The organism is Gemmatimonadota bacterium (assembly GCA_009835325.1).
Classification (GTDB): domain Bacteria; phylum JAAXHH01; class JAAXHH01; order JAAXHH01; family JAAXHH01; genus JAAXHH01.
The window spans coordinates 58,586-79,189 of the sequence record VXWP01000039.1 but is presented as its reverse complement, the minus strand read 5'-3'; the positions used below and the strand labels follow the sequence as shown (position 1 = coordinate 79,189).

The window sequence follows — 20,604 nt, the reverse complement described above, 5'->3', positions numbered from 1 at the left end:
AGGCATATTACCCGGAGGTTAAATCCTTGTAAAATGCGATGGAATGTGGAAAAAACGCCTGGCGCTTATCGAAATAGCGCAGCCTGGTGTGGAGCGTCGTGGGACGCTGGATATTGACGATCCGCGTGCCGGCTTCTATATTTGCCCTTGCCACCTGTATTCCTCCGACATCTTTCAAGGAAACAACATGGAGTTCACACCCCTAACTTCCGAGCAGCGGGATCACTTCCGGGAACACGGTTACCTGATTGTCAAGAACGCCCTCGACGACGACCTGCGCAACCGTGTTATGGCCGTCGGCGACCGGTTCATGGAGACCGCCGGACCGATCCACAACTACTACGCCAACCGGTACATAGATCTGTACGAAGCGGACGCCTTGGTGGAACTCACCACGAACAGCCGCACGGTACCCCTCGTGGTGCAACTGCTCTCCCATGACATCCATATGATGCGGGGGCATCTCATCTACAAGTATCCCCAGCCGGCCTCCGACGAGCCGATCTATCCCGACGGCGACGGCCGGTCCTTCAGGAACTGGCACCGCGACCTGAATAACTTCAGGCCGGATCATCCCATACGAGGGACGGTGGCGGTCCGCGTCGGCTATTGCCTGACCGACTTTCCGTCGCCGGACGCGGGTGCGACCATGCTCGTGCCCGGCAGCCACAGACTGAACGAGGCCCTGCGGTTCAAAAAGGATTCACTGGACCCGCCGAAGTTCGTCGAGCCGGCCCTCAATGCGGGAGACGCCTACATCTTCAGCACGAGCATCTACCACACGCCCGGGGTCAATTTCACCGGGAACACCACAAAGGTCCTGCTCATCAGTTACGCCTACCGCTGGTGGGCCCAGCAACATCCGACGCCGCCCGATGATGTGCTCGAGACCATGGATCCGATCACGGCGCAGCTCTTCTGCCGGCCCTGGGAGGGTGACGACGTGCCCCTGCGCGCTTGGGCGGCGGAACACGGCCTGCAAGTGGAAGATCCACCCATGCGGGTGTTTGAGTAAAGGAGCCAACATGCCCACGTCAGACTGGCCGGAACTGGCAGGCGACGCGCAGAGTAGATGGAACCTGAACGCCGGATTCTGGGACGACTACATGGGCGAACACAGCAACGATTTCCACAACCTGCTGGTGCGGCCGGCCATGGAACGGCTGCTGGACGTGAAGTCTGGCGACAACGTGCTCGACATCGCCTGCGGAAACGGGAACTTCTCGCGTTTTCTCGCCGGACTGGGCGCACGGGTCACCGCGATCGATGGAAGCGCCGGGATGATCGATAAGGCGCGGAAACATTCGGAAGGCCATGGGACCGGTGCATCAGAAAACGAACCCGCGGGCGAGATCGACTACCGCGTGATCGACGTGACGGATACGAAGGAGTTGGAAGGACTGGGGAGGAATAGCTTCGATGCGGCCGTATCCAACATGGCCGTCATGGACATGGCCGAGGTCGGACCGATGTTCGGCGCCGTGCACGGCCTTCTGAAGCCGAGTGGTGTTTTCGTCTTCAGCCTGACGCACCCGTGCTTCCAGGCGCCCTACGCCGTACGCTACGCGGAACAGGTAGACCAGGATGGGAGAATGATCCAGAAAGTCGGAATCAAGATCGACCGCTATTTGACGCCGCAGCCCTTCGAGGGACTGGCCATCGTGGGCCAGCCCGTGCCCAACCTCATCTTTCACCGGCCCCTGTCCGCACTGCTGGCCGCCTGTTTCGAAGCAGGGTTCGTACTGGACGGCCTGGAGGAACGCGCCTTCGACGAAAGCGTGGAAGCCGACCGCGAGTTGTCCTGGGCGAACTTCAGGGAAACACCGCCCATGATGGCCGTGCGGCTGCGACGGATGGTGTGAAAGGGCCTATAACTCGACCGACTCGCCCGGCTTCAGCACGACGCAGCGGGCCAGGTCGCCCACCTTGTCGACGAACTCAGCCGGGTCCTGCTCGATCACCGGGAAGGTGTTGTAATGGACCGGGATCACGGTGCCGGCGCCGATCATCCGCACCGCCTCCACGGCGTCGTCGATCCCCATGGTGTAGTTGTCTCCGATGGGCATGATCACGACGTCCGGCTTCTCCAGGCGGCCGATCAGGGCCATGTCGCCGAAGAGCCCCGTATCGCCCGTGTTGTAGATCGTCTTCCCCTCGAAACGCACAATGATCCCCGCTGGATTTCCCAGGTACACGATGGCCCCGTCGTCCGCGGTGATCGACGAACTGTGAGTCGCCTGCGTGAGCTTCACCCGTCCGAAGGGGAAGGTGTACGCACCGCCGATCCCCAGGTCGTGCGTCTCGGCGCCCTGGGCCTCGCAGTAGTTGGCGAGTTCGAAGGAGGCGATGATCGTCGCCCCGCTGCGCCGGGCGATGGGCACAGCGTCGCCGATATGGTCGCCGTGTCCGTGGGTCAGCAGGATGTAGTCGGGATTCAGGTCGTCCGCTGAAATCGTCGCCAGTGGATTGCCCGTGATGAAGGGATCGAACAGCAGGTCATGGCTGCCGTCCGTCAGCGAGTAACTGGCGTGGGCGTGATAGGTGAGTTTGGCCATGGCTAGAGTACCTCGATCAGACGGCGGCGCGGGCGGCCGCCAGGGCGGCGTCGTAATCCGGTTCCTCGGTGATTTCCGTCACGTACTCCGCGTACCGCACGGTGTCGGAAGCGTCGATGACGAAGACGGCGCGCGCCAGCAGGCGCAGTTCCTTGATCACGGCGCCATAGGCCACGCCCAGGGAAGTGTCGCGGTGGTCGGACAGCGCCGTCACGTTGTCGGCGCCCGCATCGCCGCACCAGCGCTTCTGGGCGAAGGGCAGGTCCGTGCTTACCGCCAGCACCGCCACGTTGTCGCCGAGGCCCGCGGCTTCCTGGTTGAACCGGCGGATTTCGGTGTCGCAGACTGGTGTGTCGAGAGACGGTACGAGACAGATGACCTTCACTTTTCCTGCGTAATTCGCCAGCGTGACGGCGGAAAGGTCGTCCGCCAGCACGGAAAAGTCCGGCGCCGCGTCTCCCACCTTCACCTCGTCGCCCAACAGGGTCAATCCATTGCCTTGAAAGGTCGCCGCACCGGCTCTTTCAGTCGCCATGATGTCTGTTCTCCTTGATCGAATCGTTGGATTAAAACGGCTTGTTTAACACCGGCGCAACCTACGCGCCGGCCCCCCTGCTGTCAAGGGATTATCCCCACTGTCATGGGATTATCCCGTCCCGCTTAAGCAGCGAAATCGCACCGTCAAAGGCCTCGGCCGTGCGTTCCACGTCCTCGGTGGTATGGACCGAAGAAGTGAGGCCGTCGACCCCCATGCAGTCCACGCCGTTCAGGAGCAAAGCCTGGCGTATGGCGTGGAGCAGGTCAGCGTCGCCCCGGCGGTCAGCGGTGGCCGTTCCCGCCGACAGGATCTTGAACCCGGAGAAGGAGCCGTAGACCCGCCAGTCGTCCAGCCCGTTGGCGGCCAGCACCTCCGTCATGCGCTTGCGCAGCTCCGCCGCCAGTTCGTTGGCCACGGCGATGTCGCGGCCGTCGGCGATGCGCCGGAGCATGGCGATGCCCGCAGCCGCGGAAAGGGGGTTCGCGTTGAAGGTCCCGTAGTGCAGCATCTTCTTGTCGGTCTGCCACTCCGCGTCGTCGCGAAGTTCCAGCAGTTCCATGATGTCCGCGCGACCCACCAGGGCGCCGCCATTCAAGCCCGCGGCCACGATCTTGGCCAGCGTACTCAGGTCCGGCCGGATCCCGTAATGCTCCTGCGCACCGCCCGGTGCACACCGGAACCCCGTGACCACCTCGTCCATGACGAAGATCACGCCGTGCCGCTCGGTGAGCTCCCGCAGGCCCGGGACGATGTCGTCGGACAGTTCCACGCCGCCGAACATGGCGCCCGTCGGTTCCAGGATGAGGCAGGCGACGTCGTTGTCGCGCCTGAGGATGTCCGCCACGCGGTCCAGGTTGACCTCCGGCAGGCTGATCAGCGTATCGAACACCTCCCGCAACACGCCCGGCATGGGTTGTTTGTTCCCCGGTCCGACCCCGTCCAGCACCTGGTCATGCCAGCCGTGGTAATGCCCCCGGAACTTGATGACCTTGCGCCGTCCCGTGAAGGTCCGCGCCAGCCGGATGGCCATGAGCGTGGCTTCCGTGCCGGAAGAAACGAAGCGGACCGTCTCCGCGGAGGGCATGAGCTGCCGGATCATGTCCGCCCATTCGATCTCGAGTGCGTGGCAGGCGCCGTAGTGGGTGCCCCTGGCTGCCTGCTCCGCGATCGCTTCGACGATCACCGGGTGACTGTGCCCCAGGATCAGGGATCCGTGCCCCATCCAGTAGTCGATGATCTCCCGGCCTTCCACCGACCACTTGCGCGACCCGTGGGCGCGGTCGATGTATACCGGGAAGGGGCGCATGAACCGGCCGTCGTGGGTCACCCCGTTGGGGAACCGCTCGAGCGCGCGCTCGTACAGCGCGGCCGACTGGCCGAAGGCCTGCCGATAGGATGTTTCGAGCTTGGTCATGGAGGTCGTCCCGCAGAAACCGCCGTGCACCGGAATTGACGGCTGCACCGGGGTTTCGGAAGTGCGTTCATTACGCTGCAACTGAATGGCGTTTCGCACTAATTGAAGTCTGCCGAATCCCTACAATATGGAGGGAATAGAGGGGGATGACAAGGCCTATCTCGTCGGCGCGGCGGAGGGGTTTCGGCTTGACTTTCGGCGTGGAAACGGTAGGTTAAGCGGAAAGATGATTTAAGAAAACAAGACGATTACTACCTACCCATCCGGGATTCCGATCTATGCCGTCCAGGCAATCAGTAGTTATCGAAACGCGGTCCGTGAGAAGTTACACAGGAGGACGGCCAGGTGCCGCCCTTGCGGCCTTCCTCGTGGTCATGTTCTGCATGGCGATCGGTGCCGGTGCGACCATTGGCGTTCCGGTCGCCACGGCTGGCGAAGTCAATGAGAAGAAGCCGGCCGAACCCGACTGGCAACGGCTCGACAAGGCCCTGGCGCTGGCAAAGGAGTCCGGCAAGCTCATCATCGTCAACTTCTACACCGACTGGTGTCCAAACTGCAGAAGGATGAACGAGAAGACCTACCGCGACGAGGCCGTCCTGAAGCAACTGAGCAAATCCTTCATCCCGGTAAAGCTGAACGCGGAATCCTCCCAACCGCTGACCATCCAGGGCCAGACCCTGACGGAATACCAGGTGGCCCTGATGTTCCAGGTGGGCAGCTATCCCACCACGTGGTTTCTCACCTCGGATGGCCGTCCCCTCCTGCCCGTCAAGGGATACTACGGTCCCGATCTCTTCGCGCCCATGTTGCGATTCGTCGAAGGCGGATGGTATGAGAAGATGGACTTCGACATGTACATGGAGCGGGAGAAGCGCAGCGAGAAATAAACACTGCATTGGATTCTTAATTCAATTTACAATGTGTTCCGGGAATCATGACTCGGACCCACCGTATGGTTTCGATTCCTCAACTTAAAGGTTTCCATGCCACTTTACAAAGTACAGGACCAACAAATCGTTCGACTTGATGAGACTACATTTGAGAATCAGGGGCTGAGAGAGTTCGATTTGCAGCAGATGTTGAAGTCTCAAATCGATGCAATTTCACCTGACACTCTGATCGTGAGTGAGGAATTCGGCGACTGGGAGGACAGAAAGAATAGAATTGATCTTCTGGGCATCGACAAAAACGCGGATCTGGTTGTGATCGAACTCAAACGTACCACCGATGGCGGTTACATGGATCTACAGGCACTGAGATATGCAGCGATGATTTCTACACTGACATTCGATAAGCTTGTGGATACGTATGGTTCTTACCTGAGAAAGAACGAAAGTGAGATCAATCCTGAAGAAAGTCTATTGGAGTTTCTGGGTTGGGAAGAACCTAAAGATGAATTCGCTCAGGATGTTAAAATCGTTCTGGCGTCAGCGGAATTCTCCAAAGAACTTTGTACTTCTGTCATGTGGTTAAACAATTTCGGTTTGGATATTCGTTGTGTTAGAATGAATCCGTACCTAAGTCAAGACGGCTTGTTTCTTGATATCCAGACGCTCATTCCTTTGCCGGAAGCAGAGGAATATCAGGTGAGGATTCGAGAGAAAACGATGAAAGAGCGGGAGGCGAGAAAGAGGTCGAGGGATACGGTACGTTTTGAGGTTACAACGGAAGGAAATCAACAGCCAAACCTAAGCAGTCGTAAGATGATACATCATATCACACGATACGTGATTTCAAAGGGAAAGCCTATTGAAGAGGTGGTTTCTTCAATTGAAAAGGTGAAGCCAAACCCGTTTCACGTAATCGAAAGAAGCGTCAGTTCGGTAGAATTCAGGCGTGAACTGCGAAATATAACTAAAGACAGACCGAGACGGTTCTTTATTGACAAAGGTGAGTTGTTCGAAGTAGATGGAAAAACATACGCTTTAACCAATCAGTGGACAACAGAAGGCGCAATAAACGCTGCTGAGTCTCTGACATCAAGATACCCAGACCTGGAAATACAAATCATCCAGTCCGATTCTCCCACATAACACTGCAGTCTACCAAGAAGACCAATACCTGTTACGTCGGAATAACCAACAAAAAAGGCGCCGGTGAACTCCTGCCGGGGCAATGGCAGACGGATCATGTCTAGTCCGTTCAAGAGTTCACGCGACGCCGCAGTTTTAGCCGGCTCCACTTAATCCGCGTAGGCGGCCAGCCGGCTGCCGTGGCGGGTATGGCGCAGCTTGTTGATGGCCTTCTGCTTGATCTGGCGGATCCGTTCCCGCGTCAGGCCAAAACGCACCCCGATCTCTTCCAGCGTGTACGCCCGGTCCGAGTTCAGGCCGAAGTACAGGTTCAACACCTCGCTCTCGCGATCGGTCAGGTTCGAAACCGCACGCCTCACTTCCGTCCGCAGCAGCTCTTCCTGCAGTGCATCGTCAGGCATCTTGCTGTCCTGGTCCCGGAGCCGGTCCATCAGGGTGTAGGCATCCTGATCGCCCACCGGCGCGTCCAGCGAAAGCGGCGTGCTCGCCCATTCCGGCAGGGCGGGATGACGTCCCTTGCCGTAACTCCGCTCTTCGCCCTCGTCGCCTCCGTCACTGGAGGTTTCCCCGGCCTGGGCCATTTCGGCTTCACGCTTCTTGATGGAACGCTCGATCCGGCGCAGTTCCTCGATCTTGTTGACGGGCAGCCGAATCAGCCGGGCCTGCTCGGCCAGCGCGTGGAGGATTGCCTGACGGATCCACCAGACGGCGTAGGAGATAAACTTGAACCCCTTCTTCTCGTCGAAACGGCGCGCGGCTTTCATCAGGCCGATATTCCCCTCGCTGATCAGATCGGAAAGGGCAAGGCCCTGGTTCTGGTACTGCTTGGCGACCACGACGACGAAACGCAGGTTCGCGTGAATCATGGTCTCCAGCGCCTTCTCATCGCCGTCCCGGATGCGGCGGGCCAGTTCCTCCTCATCCTCGGGCGTGAGCAGTTCCGTATCGCCGATCTCTTTCAGGTACAAGTCGAGCGACTCGTCATCCCTGACCTGAACCTTTGTGGTCAGTTTCATTCCAAATCACCTCCCTGCCAGCCCAGTTGCGCATTTTATTGTTGGCAGTCGCGATATGCCATTTTGTCATGTTCTGCCAATTTGGCATATTCAATTTGCTCTTACTCAGATTAGTCAGTTTTCATCATACAAATCTTGCGCTTTTTTTATTCAAACTAACCGGATCAAATTCAACGACTTACGGTGTTCCCCTTACTTTCTTTAGGATGCATCCTTTCGAACTGGCACGCTCTTTGCGCTAACTATGTTGCAGATGACGGAACTGCCGCATCACCCGCGTTTCTAAACTAATGTACGCCGGGGATGGCCATTCGGTTCCGAAAGGCGGCAAAGAGATTGTAGAGAGATTGTGAAGAGGTCAGTTGGTTACCTTAAAAGGAGGAGCATCATGAGAGCGACAACCATTTTCCCGCTGGCGAACCTGCATGACCTGCGGACCGAACTCGACGGCTTGTTCCGGCCGTTCCCGCTCAGGTCCGGATTCCAGGCACGCTGGTCGCCTCGCGTGGACACCCACGAGACCGAGGATGCCTACCTGGTCGCGGTCGACCTTCCGGGCGTAGCTTCGGAGGATGTGTCGATCAGCCTGGAGAAGGGCGTGCTCACCATCAGCGGCGAGCGCAAGAGTCCCTTCGGTCTCAACGGCGACGCGGAGCAGCAGCCCCGCGGAAAGTTCGAGCACGCGTTTCCGGTGCCGGACGCGGTGGATACCGAGTCGATCGACGCCACGTACAAGGACGGCGTCATGACCCTCACGCTGCGGAAATCGAAGGAGTCGCAGCCCAGGCAGATTCCGATCACCGTGGCCTGAGGCCGCGTGGCCGGAAATGGACGAACCCGACCGGTCCTCCAACCGGGGGACTGGACCGGTCCAAGCGGGTCCAAGCAGGTCCAAGCAGATCCAAGCAGGTCCAAGCAGTTCCGTTAAAACCCGGGGCGGGAGCACCTGCCTCATCAAGCAAGCGGGCACGGCTCGTCTCCATGCGGAGGCGGGCTTTACCCGTTTCTAAGGAGCGAAACACATGGGCAAGATCATTGGAATCGACCTGGGCACGACCAACTCCTGCGTGGCGGTGGTGGAGGGCGGCGAACCGACCGTGGTGCCGAACGCGGAAGGCAGCCGGACCACCTCCTCCGTCGTGGGCTTTTCGAAGGACGGCGAGCGGCTCGTCGGCGCGACGGCCAAGCGCCAGGCAGTCACCAACCCGGACGCGACGGTTTACTCCGTCAAGCGGTTCATGGGACGCCGCTTCGAAGAGGTGCCCGACGAGCGCACCCGCATGCCCTACAGCGTGGTGGAAGGGTCGAACGGCCAGGTCAGCATACAGATCAGCGACAAGACGTACTCGCCCCCGGAGATCTCCGCGGCGGTCCTGCAGAAGATGAAGCAGACGGCCGAGGACTATCTGGGCGAGACCGTCACGGAGGCCGTGATTACCGTACCGGCCTATTTCAACGACAGCCAGCGTCAGGCCACCAAGGACGCCGGACGCATCGCCGGCCTGGACGTCAAGCGCATCATCAACGAGCCGACGGCCGCGTCACTGGCCTACGGGCTCGACAAGAAGAGCAACGAGAAGATCGCGGTCTTCGACCTCGGCGGCGGCACCTTCGACATTTCGATCCTCGAGATCGGTGACGGCGTCTTCGAGGTTATGGCGACCAACGGGGACACCCACCTGGGCGGGGACGACCTGGACGATGCCCTGGTGGACTTCCTGGCGGAGGAGTTCCAGAAGGAGGCCGGCATCGACCTCCGCAACGACGCCATGGCCCTGCAGAGACTGAAGGAAGCAGCCGAGAAGGCCAAGTGCGAGCTTTCGACCGCGGGACAGACCGAAGTGGCCCTGCCCTTCATCACGGCGGACGCCTCCGGTCCCAAGCACCTGAACCGCACCATGACGCGGGCCCAGCTCGAGCAGCTCGTGGACCCGCTCGTCCAGCGGGTGGTAGCGCCGTGCCGGCAGGCGATCTCCGACGCGGGCCTCTCGGCTTCGGATATCGACGAAGTGGTCCTCGTGGGCGGCTCGACGCGCATGCCCAAGGTGCAGGAAATCGTCAAGGAACTCTTCGGCAAGGAGCCCAACCGGGGCGTGAACCCGGACGAAGTCGTGGCCATCGGCGCGGCGATCCAGGGTGCGGTGCTCTCGGGTGACGTGAAGGACGTGCTACTGCTCGACGTCACGCCGCTGTCGCTGGGCATCGAGACCCTGGGCGGCGTCTTCACGCGGCTCATCGACCGGAACACGACGATCCCCACGAAGAAGAGCCAGGTCTTCTCTACTGCGGCGGACAACCAGCCGTCGGTAGAGGTGCACGTCCTCCAGGGCGAGCGCGACATGGCCCTCTACAACCGGACCCTGGGCAAGTTCCACCTGGACGGCATCCCGCCGGCGCCCAGGGGCATGCCCCAGATCGAGGTGACCTTCGACATCGACGCGAACGGCATACTCCACGTCTCGGCCAAGGACATGGGCACGGGCAAGGAGCAGCAGATCCGCATCGAGGCGTCCAGCGGCCTGTCGGACGCCGAGATCGACAAGATGGTCAAGGACGCCGAGGCCCACGCCGACGAGGATTCGAAGAAGAAGGAAGAGGTGGAAGCCCGCAACCAGGCCGACCAGCTCGTGTACTCGACGGAGAAGTCGCTGGAAGAACACGGCGACAAGCTTTCCGCAGAGGACCGCGGCGCCATCGATGCGGCCCTAGCCGAGTTGAAGACGGCCCTGGAGGGCAGCGATCCGGCGGCCATCAAGGCGGCCACCGAGAAGCTGACCCAGGCTTCCCAGAAGCTCGCGGAAGTCCTCTACCAGCAGGCCCAGGCCGAACAGGCCGCCGCCCAGGCTGCGCAGGCGGGCGCGGCCGGTCCCGAGGGGCCGCAGGACGGTCCGCAGGGTCCGCCGCCGGGTGCTCAGCCGGAGGGCGATCCGCAGGCGCAGAAGAAGAAGAAAGACGGCGCCATCGACGCGGATTACGAGGTGGTGAATTGAGGGGAGGGAGGGCGCGGCAGGCGGCCATAGACGAATGGAGCGGAGCCGCTGGTATCTGCGTCTCTTTCTGAAAACAGAAACGCGGGGCTCGAGGTGAGTCCCGCGTTTTTATATGTTCAATCAATTGGTGCGCACGAAAGCCTGCGGCGTGCTACCCTAACTGCGTGCAGGAATCTCGCCGGTCAATCAATCCCTGAAACGAACCGAGACCCCCAGATTCGCATATCTCCACAAATCCGTGCTCAAGCCGAGCGATGCGACCAGGGCCAGTCTCGGGGAGACGGAGAAACCGGCGCCTATGGCCAGCACTGGATGGATCGTTAAAGTCTGGTCTTTATCGTCGAATGGGTCCAGGTCACCCCGCTTGATTTCCAGGCCCAAATGTCCTTCGGTGTAGAATAACCGGTCCTGATCGTAATACAACCTGGCGCCCGCGGTGATCGGAATGCCCTGGTACACCGAGTCGACGATTCTCACGATTTCGCGTCGCTCAACCTCGCCAGACTTGGTGCCGTATTGATTGAAGCCTGCTTTGCCGATGATATTGAACATACTTGAGGGCCGGACCGGATAGACAACCGTCAGCAGACCGCCGACCCCTTGTCCGTCCGCCAACCTGCTCAGTTCTTCCAGGGCGAAAGTCGCATGCCCCTCGATTTCAAGTGAAACCTGGGCTTGAGCTTTGCCGGCCGTCAGAAAGGGTATCGCCAGCATACAGGGCATCGCCAGCAGGAAGAATAAACGTCGCATGGTGGTTTCCTTTATTGGAATACGTTACTCCCCTTCGAGACCACTTGAGGTTCCTTCAAGCATCTCCAGGTCCGCCAGGTCCCGTTGCCTCCCCGTTGCCCGCTTGTTCTTGATGAGTTGGTCACGACCGATGTAATGAACCTGGATATCACCATATGTACCCTTCACTCGCCCAGTGTGCGCTTCGTTCCACGAAACGCCCGTCAGTGAGTTTAAGAAATCCAACCGCCGTGGAGGCACACCCAATTGCAGAACCGATTCGGCAGTCAGGAAATCATCCGCGGTTAATCCCAGATCACCAAAACCGAACTCCGCAATTACTGTGGCCATGCGCTCGGCGTTCACTGTGTCCGCTTTGTAATATATATCCAGATCCCCGGTGAACCGTGGCGAACCGTGAAGGGCCAAAGCATGTCCACCGACGATCATGTACTCAACGCGATGAGCGTTTAACAAAGCGAGCAACGCGCTGAAATCGGGGTCTGCCTTTATTGCCATAGAACTGGTTTCGGAGGTATTCGACCGCGGCGACCCGCTCTTCAGGTGTCTTACTCATCCAGTAGGCAAGATCATCCGCTGTAGCGGATTTGTCGTCCAGGGGTCGTTTTTTAATGGTTTTCTCTATCATGGGGTATTCCCGTGAGACCGAGTGAGTCTGTTCAAGTTAGCCCATAAGTCATTAGGTGTCAACTTGATAGACAGCGTCGTCTGCACGACCCCGCAGACAGTACTGTGGACTGGCAAGAGGTCAGGAACGCGTTACTCGATACCGGTTGACTATGTCTTGCCCGCCGTGTAAAATCTTCCCGGAATCCAGCCCGGGAGAAACCATGGCAAAAGGCAGCACCTCAGATCCCCTCTCCATCACCCTCGGCGTCGAGGAAGAGTTCTTCCTGGTCGACCCGGATACGCGCGACCTGCTGCCCGATCCCGATCCGCGCATCTTCGAGGAATGTGAGAAGAACCGCGGCGACCACAAAGTCGTGGCCGAGTTCCTCCGGTCCCAGATCGAGACCACCACCCGGGTCTGCACGTCCGTGGCGGACGTCCATTCCGCCCTCATCGAGACCCGCCGTTTCGTCATCGACGCGGCCGCGCAGCACGGCGCCGCGGTGCTGGCCGCCTCCACCCATCCCTTCGCGGCCTGGCACAACCAGGTCGTCACGGCGGGCCGCCGCTACGAACAGTTCGCCATGACCTACCAGCAGGCCGTGCGGGAGCTGCTCGTGGGCGGGATGCACATCCACGCAGGTTTCGGCGACGGCGGCAGCCGCGTCCGGGTGATGACGGCCATGCGCCGCTACCTGCCCCTGCTCCACGCGCTCTCGGCGTCCTCGCCTTTTAGCAGCGGACGTGAGACCGGCTTCAAGTCTTACCGGCTGACCCTCTTCGGCAGCATGCCGCGCACGGGGCTGCCCGGACCGCTGCACTCATGGGAGGAATTCGAGAAACTGGTCGAAGACTACCAGCGGATGGAGTTCATCAAGGACAGCAGCGAGCTCTGGTGGGACATCCGGCCCTCCCGCGCATTTCCCACCCTGGAACTGCGCATCTGCGACATCTGCCAGACCGTGGACGACGCCATGTGCGTCGTGGCACTCTATACCTGTCTCGTGCGGCACCTGATGCGTCTCGACCTGGAAGGGCGCCTTCCGCCGGAACCGCCGACGGAGCTGATCAAGGAGAACTGCTGGCTCGCCCAGCGGTACGGCGTGGTCGCGTTCCTGGGGGATACGGAGGGTTCGGGCCGCCTGGATATCGACGAGTACGCCGAAGCCCTGGTCGAAACCCTGTCCGAAGACGCGCGCGCCCTGGAATGCGAGGACCAACTGCGTCACATTCTCGACCTCATCCGGTACGGTACCGGGTCGGACCGCCAGATCGACCACTATCGTCTGCGCCGCCTCGAAGGCGATACGGAAGCGGAAGCCCTCCGGGCCGTGGTGGATCTCGTGGTCAAGGAAACGGGAAGCGGCCTGGATGCGCCGACCGCGGCGTAACGATGGTAACCTTATCGTAAGGAGATCACATCATGAAACACAGAATCGGGGTATTGACCCTGTGCCTGGTCGTCGCGGCCGTCTCCGGACGGGCATCGGCACAGGCAACTACATCGACCTCCACACAGACCTCCACCTCGGCATCGGCGCAGGCCTTGTCGCAGAACAACTGGTACCTGCGGACCAACCTGGGCTTCGCGGTAGCCCCGGGCCTGACCCTCAACGCCTATGACAACGACTGGGGCACACGATGCGACAAGCTTTCCAACCCGGGACTCGCGGAGACGCGTCCGGATGAATGCGCGAGCGCGCCGCCGCCCGCGGAGTGGACGCACGAAGTCGGAGCGGGCGATGGCGTGCAGAGTGTGCTGGCCCTGGGATACACCTGGAACGGCCTGCGGTTCGAGGGTGAATATCTCTACCGAACCACGACCTATACACGCGGCGAAGGCGAAGATCAGATCCTGGATGCGGTGACCCAGGAGAAACAACGGCAGGAGCTCGAAACCCTGGATGGCGGGCTCGAAGACCTGCTTTCGCACAGTGTTTTTGCCAACGTGTATTACGAGTTCAAGAGCAACTCGCCTTACACGCCCTACATCGGGGTCGGCGTGGGGCTTTCCAGCACTTCGCTCGACTACTACGGAAGATTCAAGCGCAATGACGACCCGGCCGCGATCTCGACCTTCCTCCATCCGGAGCGAAAAGCGCGGCTCGCCGGGACCACGACCGTGGGCCGGCACAAGATGAACGATCTGCTCACCGCCTACCAGGCCGTCGTGGGCGTGGACTACGCGCTCAGCGCCAATCTGGGCATAGGGGCAAAGGTTCGCTGGTCGAAGTTCAGTGAATTCAACGACGAAAAACCGTGGACGCAGCTCCGCAGCCACGCCTCGTCCGTGGGCCGGGGATTCGACGTTATGTACGGCATTTCGACCGACGAGCTTTCGATGGTCGGCGTCAGCCTGAACATGATGTACAGTTTCTGATGTGTGCGGAGCATGGCGAACAGCTACTTCAAAGGCCACGGCCTCGGCAATGAATACATCGTACTGGATCCGGATGATCTGACCTTTGCGTTGACCCCCGCGCGCATCGCCAGGATTTGTGATCGTCAAAAAGGTATTGGTAGCGACGGAATCCTGGTCCTTGAAGATTCTGGTTCGGCGGACTTCGGCCTGCGGATCTGGAACCCCGACGGAAGCGAGGCCGAAACCTCGGGCAACGGACTGCGGATTTTCGCCCTTTACCTGCACTCCAAGGGCAGGACGCGCAAGAAGTCGTTCACGGCGGAGACACGTGGCGGCACGGTACGCGTCGAAACGCAGCATGACCAATGCGGTGCAGAAGATGCCTCCGGTCCGGTATGCGGCGCGACCGTGCACATTGGCAAGGCAACGTTCAGACCAGAAGCGCTGCCGTGTACCCTCGAAGTCGACGAACTGATCGAGCAACCGATCAGGGTCACCGGGGAAACGCTGACTTTCACCGGCGTGAGCGTTGGCAATCCTCATTGCGTGGTGTTTCGTTCCCAGGACCGGAAGTGGAGTCGCGACGACCTGCTTAGGCTGTGTCCAGCGCTAGAGACCCACCCGATCTTCCCCAATCGAATAAACGTTCAACTAGCCGAACCCACCGGTCCCAGCAAGATTCGCATCCTGATCTGGGAACGCGGTGTCGGCGAAACACCTTCATCCGGATCTTCGGCTTGCGCGGCTGCAAGCGCGGCGGTGCGTCTAGGCCTGGTGACGTCTCCCGTGACGGTGGAATCGCAAGGCGGGGCACTGGTTGTTGATGTGGAGGAGGAGTTCAATCTGACGCTGACCGGACCCGTAGCCGAGTTGGCCCGGGGAACCTTCAGTGAGGCGACGTTACGTGAGATTCTGGACGCGGATGATTAACCACAAACCACTTGACACAAAGGCGTCTACGCTCTATATTCCGTTGCTGTTGTAAACGCCATTTTCCTCGGTAGCTCAATGGCAGAGCGGGTGGCTGTTAACCACTAGGTTGTTGGTTCGAATCCAACCCGAGGAGCTTGACTCCCCTCATATCCCTTGCCCCAACATTCCTGGACAGGCACTCCCTCTCGTAGTGTTAGAACATTCGTCGACACATTAGAAAACCTGCGTCACACCGATTAGTGCTCATAGCGCAGTACTTCAATCTCTCCTGCGCGAGCACGCATCCGGGCAGCATCGTACCATGCTTGCATCCGCAGAAGCATGTCCATGTTGACGTCGAAGGCCTTCTCGACTCGCAAGGCCATCTCCGCCGACAACGACGCGTTGCAGTTTAATAATGCAGAAAGCGTAGCTCGACGAACGTGTAGAATCTCGGCTGCTTTCGTGACGCTGAGGTCCAATTCCTCGATGATTTCCGAACGAATGAAGTCACCCGGATGGGACGGAGTCATTTTGACATTGATTCCGGTGGCAGCCATTAGTGGTAATCCTCCAGGTTCAAGCGATCAAATACTGCTATATTGCAGCGTGAGCCGGGCCGAGACCGCGGTATTTCGTGTTACCCGGGCGAAGATAACGACATCACGCGCTTGATCCTGTCAAGATGAGCGGCCTCGATCTCGGGCCAGCGCCCTTCGTGCTCCCCACCTTCGCGCAGTGACTCGCCGGTCCAACCCGTTGGTGCCAGGTCTTCCATGAAGATGATCAGCAGTTCTTTGCGGCTTGCGTCGTCCGGAATGTGCACAAGCCGCGCGTAGGCGTAGTCGGCCGGCATGGTATAGCCTTTGTCTGCCGCGAACTTGCGGGCGAGATAACCGTCGGTTCCAGGCCAGCCGAGCCGCAAAAAACGATTTGATGCTCCGGCCGCGGTATCGGTAAAGAAATCGAACGGTCCGATCTGCTGCCGCAAAGGAGAACTTGAATAGTCGTAGGTGTAGTCGTTATCGGGCAGGAAGCCTTCGAACTGGATCCAGACAAAACTCTTCAGTGTGCCGTCCGGATGTTCTTCGACAAAGAAGTGTTGCTCGACGTCGGCGGTGCCATAGAGCACGAACTTCTGCCCTCCGATGTGCCGGAATCGCTCGTCAAATGTCATCCGCACCGGCGGATCGCTTTGTGAGATAAGCATATTTCCGGTAACGGTTCTGCTCAATCCGGAGAATTCAGGCTCAGTCGTGCGCCGCGCCGGATCGAACCAGTACATGACAGTGATGAATGAAACGAGCACTGCCAGCACAGCGCCGCCTGCCCACCAGATCCACTTTCTCCTCATCGGCCAGACCTTTGATCCGTTCGCGGACGCCTGTGTTACTCCTTCACCACCCTCACCACAGGCACAACCTTCCGTGCCGACACTTCCCGCATCAGCGAAGCCAGCCCGGTCGGAGCGTCTTCATCGATGCCGAACTGGTTGACCTCCTCGTCGACACTCCCAATCGGTGATGCGATCCCCGTGTCTGCGTCCAGCGTGTACAGTTTCGCCGTCCACCCGCCAGCCATGTACAACACGCCCCGGTGTGACGTCAGCCCGGTCGGCAGGTCTTCACCGACGCCGAAGTCGCCCGCGTCGCCCACGGGCGATGCCGTCCCCGTTGCGGGATTCAATTCGTACAGCCGGGCCGAGTTGTAACCGACCATGAACAAGCCGCCCATGTGAGACGCAAGACCGAAGGGCTGGGTTTCTCCGACGCCGAACTCAACCGCGCTACCGACCGGGGTGGCCTCTCCCGTCACGGTATCCAGCGCGTAGAGCCCGGCATTCGTCCCGCCGGCCATGTACAGCCTGCCGTTGTGGGACGCCAGGCCCATGGGCTGGGATTCGCCCACCCCGAATTCCACGGCGTCGCCGACCTGCGTGGCCACGCCCGTTTCCGGATCCAGGGTGTACAGCACCGCGTTCCATCCGCCCGTCATGTACAACACGCCGTTGTGCGCGGTCAGGCCATAGGGCTGGTACTCGTCGACGTCGAACCGCTCGGCTTCACCGACGGGTTTGGCTTCCCCCGTGTTCGGGTTCAGTCTGTACAGTCGGTCGGCGCCTTCGCCCACCATGAGGAGGCCTTCGGCGAATCCGGCTTCGTCGCACCGCGACCCCATCCATTCGTCCAGGCCGTCAACCCAGGCCAGCAAAGCCGGAACGCTCGGTAAGCACAGCCCTTCATTGTCGTGAAAGAAGAACTGGGTGACGTCTGAAAGGCCCGAAAACGTTTCGGGAATCATCCCGGTGAGTTGGTTTCCATGGAGATACAAAATTTCCAGGTCGTCGAGTTGCCCCAGTTCGGACGGAACGGCCCCGGACAGTTCGTTGCCTTGGAGGTACAACGCTTCGAGATCCTGGAGCCGTCCAAACTCGGATGGAATGGGTCCGGTCAGTTCGTTGTTATGGAGATAAAGAATCTCGAGATTGGGGAGTTGACTCAATTCGACCGGTACCGGGCCGGTCAGCTCGTTTCCATAGAGACTCAACAGACGAAGCTTGGGTTGTTCCCCAAGGACTGTCGGGATCTCGCCCGTCAGTTTGTTGGAATTGAGGTAGAGTATCTCGAGATTGTGGAACTGTCCCAGGTCGGCGGGGATCGGTCCGGACAACTGATTTTCATCCAGATCCATGCGTTCCAGGTTTTCCAGTTGGCTCAATTCAACCGGAATCTCTCCTGTAATCTTGTTCCGCCAGAGGTTCAAAAACTCCAGGCTTTCCAGATTACCCAGTTCCGGCGGGATCGGGCCGGTCAGTTTGTTCGTGTCCAGGTGCAGGAACTTCAGCTGAGACAAGTCGCCCAGTTCGGCAGGAATCGATCCATCCAGTTCGTTTTGGTTCAGTTCCAGGTGCTTCAGACTGGAAAGCCGGCCCAGTTCCGGCGGAATCGTACCGGTCAGGTCGTTGCCGCCAATGTCCAACCGTGTCAGGGTGGTCATCTGTCCCAGTTCAGCGGGGATGGACCCGGTAAGGCTGTTGTTCCCCAGGTTCAGTATCTCCAGGTTGGCAAGCAAGGCAAGCTCATCAGGCACGGATCCCGACATCTCATTGGCGCCCAGATCGAGGATCCTCAGTTCGTCGAACTGGGTGAGCTCGGCCGGGATGGCGCCGGATACCTGGTTGCCCGCCAGATCCAGTTCCCTCAGCAGGATGAGATTGACGAGATTCCCGGGCAGCCCGCCCGACAGGTTGTTCGAGCGCAGTTCCAGCCGGATCACCCTTCCGTTGGCGTCGGTCGTGATACCGTGCCACTCGGTCAGGGGTTCTTCACTCAACCAGTTATCGCGCTCATTCCAGTTTGCACCGTCCATCGCGTGGTAGAAATCGGTCAGCGTGGTACGATCGCTGACATCGATGGAAACGGTGACGGTAACCCTGGCGGAAACCTCGCCCGAGGCGGCGGTCACGACCGCGCTGCCGCTTCTGATCGCCGTGACCAGGCCATCGTCGCTTACCGTTGCCACGGCTTCGTCGTTGATCGACCATTTCACTACCGCGCCATCGACGGCCTGGCCGTTTTCGTCCAGCACCGAGGCCTTCAGCGTCGCGGTTTCGTCGGCCATGGTCAGCGTTACCGACGACGGCTCAACCGTTATCGTTCGCGCAGCCTGGGATACGGTAATCGTGGACCTGCCCTGTTTCTGTCCCGCGGTGGCCGTGATATCGGCCGTACCGTTGCTGAGCGCGGTGACGAGCCCTCCGCTGGTCACGGATGCCACGGACGGATTCCGGCTCGACCAGACCACCGTGTGTCCGGACGATGTCGCGCCGGCCTCGTATTGCACCTGCGCGTCGAGCTGCACGGACTGGCCGATCGCGGTCAGCTTCACTGATTGCGGCGTCACGACGACGTTGGCTGGTCCGGCCGGCCCGGTGGGGCTGTCCTTGCCGCAGGAGGTCACCACAAGAAGCGCGAGTAAGCAGAAGAGTCGGATCGGACTCCATTGGATGGCCTTTTTTGTGTATCGTGCAATACCGTTACCGGCGGAGGAGGGTGAAGCTGATTTGCCCCTGGTATCATGGTCGCAACGCATATTTGAATTCCCTTAGTGGATTTGACTGAATGACTGGAGACATCCCAAGTGAATCATGGATGCTAACGGGCGCAGATCGGCCAAATTTACCACACGAAGTTCAAAATTCAAACTGTTTTCACCATGAAGTTTAGTGGGTGGGAAGTTCGTTGCGTATCGTTCAGCTAGATTACGTACCCGCCTTCGATGGCGTCTGCGCCGCCACGTGCGCAGCGAATCCCGAGCCGGCCTCCGCGTAGAGGTTGTACACGCTCGACGCGCCAGCCGCTTTGAGCACCTCGATCTCATCGGGGAACCTCGCCGTGGCGGCGACCCGGCAGTAGGACGAAGAAGACTTGAGCTGGTCGAGGACGGCGAGGTTGGACGCCAGGTTCGGCAACGCCAGCAGAACCAGTTCGAGGGTGTGGGCGGCCTGAACGCGATCCCAGAAGTCCGCATCAGTGGGATCGCCGAGCAGTACGTGGCGGCCACTCGACTGCTGCCGTTGCACCTTGACCTGATCGAGGTCTACGCCTACGACGGTGTCTCCAAACTCCTGATGCATGTTGTCATAGGCCGCGGTGCCCACGCGGCCCATGCCGATGATGGCGATCGTTGCTCCACCGGTATCGAGCGGCTGGTCGTCGGGAAGACGCTCGGACTTTTGAAGCCGGTCCCACAACGCCCGGTGCCGGGCATAGATCTGGTGGGCGGCGACGTTCAGCGCCGCGGAGATGACACAGGACAGCGCCAGGGAGATCGCGATGACGATCAGCCAGAGGCCGTCGATCCAGCCATTGGCTACCCCGATGGCCGCCACAATGAGTCCGAACTCGCTGAAGTTGGTCAGGTTCAGCGTCGCGAGCAGCGAGGTGCGCGCACGCAGCTTGAACGCCGTCAAAAGGCCGAAGAACAGGGCCGATTTCAGGAAAACAAGCGGCGTGACGGCTGCGCCGATGAGCACCGCGTCCAGCGTCAGCGGACCTGAGAGTCCAATGGACAAAAAGAAGGCGAGCAGGAACAGGTCCTTGAATCCGATCATGGTCTTCGCCATTTCATTGGCTTTCGCATGGTTGGCGATCAGCGCGCCGAGGGCGAGTGCGCCCAGGTCGCCCTTCAGTCCGACCAGTTCAAAGACTTCCGCGCCGCCCAGGGACAGCAGCAGTCCGCTCAGCACCAGAAGCTCGCCATGGCCGACTTTCTGCAGCACGAACAACAGCAGCGGACGCGCCGGTATGAGGAGCAGGACGAGCAACGCCCAAAGGGATGGCCACATGCCCACCGAGATCGCGATAAAAGCCACGGCAGCCAGGTCCTGAACGATGAGAATGCCGACCGCGATGCGGCCGTGCAA

18 protein-coding genes, 1 tRNA gene and 1 pseudogene (1 of these 20 running past the window's edge) are annotated in these 20,604 nt (G+C 60.0%); 10 read left to right on the top strand and 10 right to left on the bottom strand.

Going from position 1 to position 20,604, the window contains the following annotated elements:
* The first annotated feature begins 43 nt into the window (after positions 1–43).
* Positions 44–1,015 (top strand): hypothetical protein, encoded by a 972-nt coding sequence (locus F4Z81_04870; protein MXW04386.1) that lies wholly within the window; start codon positions 44–46, stop codon positions 1,013–1,015.
* A complete protein-coding gene (locus F4Z81_04865) occupies positions 741–1,862 on the top strand; it encodes a methyltransferase domain-containing protein (protein ID MXW04385.1) in 1,122 nt (373 codons plus the stop codon). Before F4Z81_04870 ends, F4Z81_04865 begins: the two co-directional genes overlap by 275 nt.
* 6 nt (positions 1,863–1,868) lie before the next feature.
* On the opposite strand, the gene F4Z81_04860 is transcribed toward F4Z81_04865, so the two are convergent.
* The 3 genes from F4Z81_04860 to F4Z81_04850 all read right to left on the bottom strand — a co-directional run bounded on the left by F4Z81_04860 (position 1,869) and on the right by F4Z81_04850 (position 4,507).
* Positions 1,869–2,555 carry a metal-dependent hydrolase gene (locus F4Z81_04860; protein MXW04384.1) on the bottom strand — a complete coding sequence of 229 codons (687 nt, stop codon included), beginning with the start codon at positions 2,553–2,555 and terminating at the stop codon, positions 1,869–1,871.
* Positions 2,556–2,571: 16 nt separating this feature from the next.
* A complete protein-coding gene (locus F4Z81_04855) occupies positions 2,572–3,090 on the bottom strand; it encodes a thiol peroxidase (GenBank protein MXW04383.1) in 519 nt (172 codons plus the stop codon).
* 103 nt (positions 3,091–3,193) lie between these two features.
* A complete protein-coding gene (locus tag F4Z81_04850) occupies positions 3,194–4,507 on the bottom strand; it encodes an aminotransferase class III-fold pyridoxal phosphate-dependent enzyme (GenBank protein MXW04382.1) in 1,314 nt (437 codons plus the stop codon).
* A gap of 278 nt (positions 4,508–4,785) precedes the next feature.
* Between F4Z81_04850 and F4Z81_04845 the strand changes: the two genes are divergently transcribed.
* A complete protein-coding gene (locus tag F4Z81_04845; GenBank protein MXW04381.1) occupies positions 4,786–5,394 on the top strand; it encodes a thioredoxin family protein in 609 nt (202 codons plus the stop codon).
* A 96-nt stretch (positions 5,395–5,490) separates the two neighbouring features.
* Positions 5,491–6,540 carry a hypothetical protein gene (locus tag F4Z81_04840; protein ID MXW04380.1) on the top strand — a complete coding sequence of 350 codons (1,050 nt, stop codon included), beginning with the start codon at positions 5,491–5,493 and terminating at the stop codon, positions 6,538–6,540.
* A gap of 149 nt (positions 6,541–6,689) precedes the next feature.
* Here F4Z81_04840 and F4Z81_04835 read toward each other — a convergent pair whose 3' ends face one another.
* Positions 6,690–7,556: an RNA polymerase sigma factor RpoD/SigA gene (locus tag F4Z81_04835; protein MXW04379.1), complete on the bottom strand. Its 867-nt coding sequence runs from the start codon at positions 7,554–7,556 to the stop codon at positions 6,690–6,692.
* A gap of 388 nt (positions 7,557–7,944) precedes the next feature.
* On the opposite strand from F4Z81_04835, the gene F4Z81_04830 reads away from it, so the two are divergent.
* Both F4Z81_04830 and dnaK read left to right on the top strand, forming a co-directional pair.
* Complete coding sequence (locus F4Z81_04830) at positions 7,945–8,367, top strand: Hsp20/alpha crystallin family protein (GenBank protein ID MXW04378.1); 423 nt, start codon at positions 7,945–7,947, stop codon at positions 8,365–8,367.
* A gap of 211 nt (positions 8,368–8,578) precedes the next feature.
* Complete coding sequence (dnaK, locus tag F4Z81_04825; GenBank protein MXW04377.1) at positions 8,579–10,546, top strand: molecular chaperone DnaK; 1,968 nt, start codon at positions 8,579–8,581, stop codon at positions 10,544–10,546.
* A gap of 186 nt (positions 10,547–10,732) precedes the next feature.
* Here the strand turns inward: dnaK and F4Z81_04820 are convergent, their stop codons facing one another.
* Both F4Z81_04820 and F4Z81_04815 read right to left on the bottom strand, forming a co-directional pair.
* Positions 10,733–11,260 (bottom strand): hypothetical protein, encoded by a 528-nt coding sequence (locus F4Z81_04820; GenBank protein ID MXW04376.1) that lies wholly within the window; start codon positions 11,258–11,260, stop codon positions 10,733–10,735.
* A 60-nt stretch (positions 11,261–11,320) separates the two neighbouring features.
* The gene (locus F4Z81_04815; protein ID MXW04375.1) at positions 11,321–11,788 is read right to left on the bottom strand and encodes a hypothetical protein; all 468 of its coding nucleotides are present in this window, start codon (positions 11,786–11,788) and stop codon (positions 11,321–11,323) included.
* Positions 11,789–12,075: 287 nt separating this feature from the next.
* Here F4Z81_04815 and F4Z81_04810 point away from each other — a divergent pair, with 287 nt between their 5' ends.
* The 4 genes from F4Z81_04810 to F4Z81_04795 all read left to right on the top strand — a co-directional run bounded on the left by F4Z81_04810 (position 12,076) and on the right by F4Z81_04795 (position 15,333).
* Complete coding sequence (locus F4Z81_04810) at positions 12,076–13,296, top strand: carboxylate-amine ligase (GenBank protein ID MXW04374.1); 1,221 nt, start codon at positions 12,076–12,078, stop codon at positions 13,294–13,296.
* 32 nt (positions 13,297–13,328) lie between these two features.
* The gene (locus tag F4Z81_04805; GenBank protein MXW04373.1) at positions 13,329–14,285 is read left to right on the top strand and encodes an outer membrane beta-barrel protein; all 957 of its coding nucleotides are present in this window, start codon (positions 13,329–13,331) and stop codon (positions 14,283–14,285) included.
* 12 nt (positions 14,286–14,297) lie between these two features.
* Positions 14,298–15,197 (top strand): diaminopimelate epimerase, encoded by a 900-nt coding sequence (dapF, locus tag F4Z81_04800; protein MXW04372.1) that lies wholly within the window; start codon positions 14,298–14,300, stop codon positions 15,195–15,197.
* 64 nt (positions 15,198–15,261) lie between these two features.
* Positions 15,262–15,333: transfer RNA gene (locus F4Z81_04795), tRNA-Asn, on the top strand.
* 103 nt (positions 15,334–15,436) lie between these two features.
* Here the strand turns inward: F4Z81_04795 and F4Z81_04790 are convergent.
* The 4 genes and pseudogenes from F4Z81_04790 to F4Z81_04775 all read right to left on the bottom strand — a co-directional run.
* Positions 15,437–15,739, bottom strand: coding sequence for a HigA family addiction module antidote protein (locus F4Z81_04790; protein ID MXW04371.1), 303 nt, complete (start codon positions 15,737–15,739; stop codon positions 15,437–15,439).
* An 80-nt stretch (positions 15,740–15,819) separates the two neighbouring features.
* Complete coding sequence (locus F4Z81_04785) at positions 15,820–16,533, bottom strand: hypothetical protein (protein MXW04370.1); 714 nt, start codon at positions 16,531–16,533, stop codon at positions 15,820–15,822.
* A 35-nt stretch (positions 16,534–16,568) separates the two neighbouring features.
* Positions 16,569–19,271, bottom strand: a complete 2,703-nt coding sequence (locus F4Z81_04780; GenBank protein MXW04369.1) for a hypothetical protein — start codon at positions 19,269–19,271, stop codon at positions 16,569–16,571.
* A 169-nt stretch (positions 19,272–19,440) separates the two neighbouring features.
* Positions 19,441–20,604 (bottom strand): annotated as a pseudogene (locus F4Z81_04775) (potassium transporter Kef); it runs 436 nt beyond the window's last position.

Excerpts from the sequence above, each read along its gene's own strand:
- F4Z81_04845 (MXW04381.1), top strand. The coding sequence starts at position 4,786 with ATGCCGTCCAGGCAATCAGTAGTTATCGAAACGCGGTCCGTGAGAAGT.
- F4Z81_04870 (MXW04386.1), top strand. The coding sequence starts at position 44 with ATGTGGAAAAAACGCCTGGCGCTTATCGAAATAGCGCAGCCTGGTGTG.
- F4Z81_04805 (MXW04373.1), top strand. The coding sequence starts at position 13,329 with ATGAAACACAGAATCGGGGTATTGACCCTGTGCCTGGTCGTCGCGGCC.
- dnaK (MXW04377.1), top strand. The coding sequence starts at position 8,579 with ATGGGCAAGATCATTGGAATCGACCTGGGCACGACCAACTCCTGCGTG.
- F4Z81_04810 (MXW04374.1), top strand. The coding sequence starts at position 12,076 with ATGTCTTGCCCGCCGTGTAAAATCTTCCCGGAATCCAGCCCGGGAGAA.
- F4Z81_04790 (MXW04371.1), bottom strand. The coding sequence starts at position 15,739 with ATGGCTGCCACCGGAATCAATGTCAAAATGACTCCGTCCCATCCGGGT.
- F4Z81_04850 (MXW04382.1), bottom strand. The coding sequence starts at position 4,507 with ATGACCAAGCTCGAAACATCCTATCGGCAGGCCTTCGGCCAGTCGGCC.
- F4Z81_04840 (MXW04380.1), top strand. The coding sequence starts at position 5,491 with ATGCCACTTTACAAAGTACAGGACCAACAAATCGTTCGACTTGATGAG.
- F4Z81_04820 (MXW04376.1), bottom strand. The coding sequence starts at position 11,260 with ATGCTGGCGATACCCTTTCTGACGGCCGGCAAAGCTCAAGCCCAGGTT.
- dapF (MXW04372.1), top strand. The coding sequence starts at position 14,298 with ATGGCGAACAGCTACTTCAAAGGCCACGGCCTCGGCAATGAATACATC.
- F4Z81_04785 (MXW04370.1), bottom strand. The coding sequence starts at position 16,533 with ATGAGGAGAAAGTGGATCTGGTGGGCAGGCGGCGCTGTGCTGGCAGTG.
- F4Z81_04835 (MXW04379.1), bottom strand. The coding sequence starts at position 7,556 with ATGAAACTGACCACAAAGGTTCAGGTCAGGGATGACGAGTCGCTCGAC.
- F4Z81_04860 (MXW04384.1), bottom strand. The coding sequence starts at position 2,555 with ATGGCCAAACTCACCTATCACGCCCACGCCAGTTACTCGCTGACGGAC.
- F4Z81_04865 (MXW04385.1), top strand. The coding sequence starts at position 741 with ATGCGGGAGACGCCTACATCTTCAGCACGAGCATCTACCACACGCCCG.
- F4Z81_04855 (MXW04383.1), bottom strand. The coding sequence starts at position 3,090 with ATGGCGACTGAAAGAGCCGGTGCGGCGACCTTTCAAGGCAATGGATTG.
- F4Z81_04780 (MXW04369.1), bottom strand. The coding sequence starts at position 19,271 with ATGCGTTGCGACCATGATACCAGGGGCAAATCAGCTTCACCCTCCTCC.
- F4Z81_04830 (MXW04378.1), top strand. The coding sequence starts at position 7,945 with ATGAGAGCGACAACCATTTTCCCGCTGGCGAACCTGCATGACCTGCGG.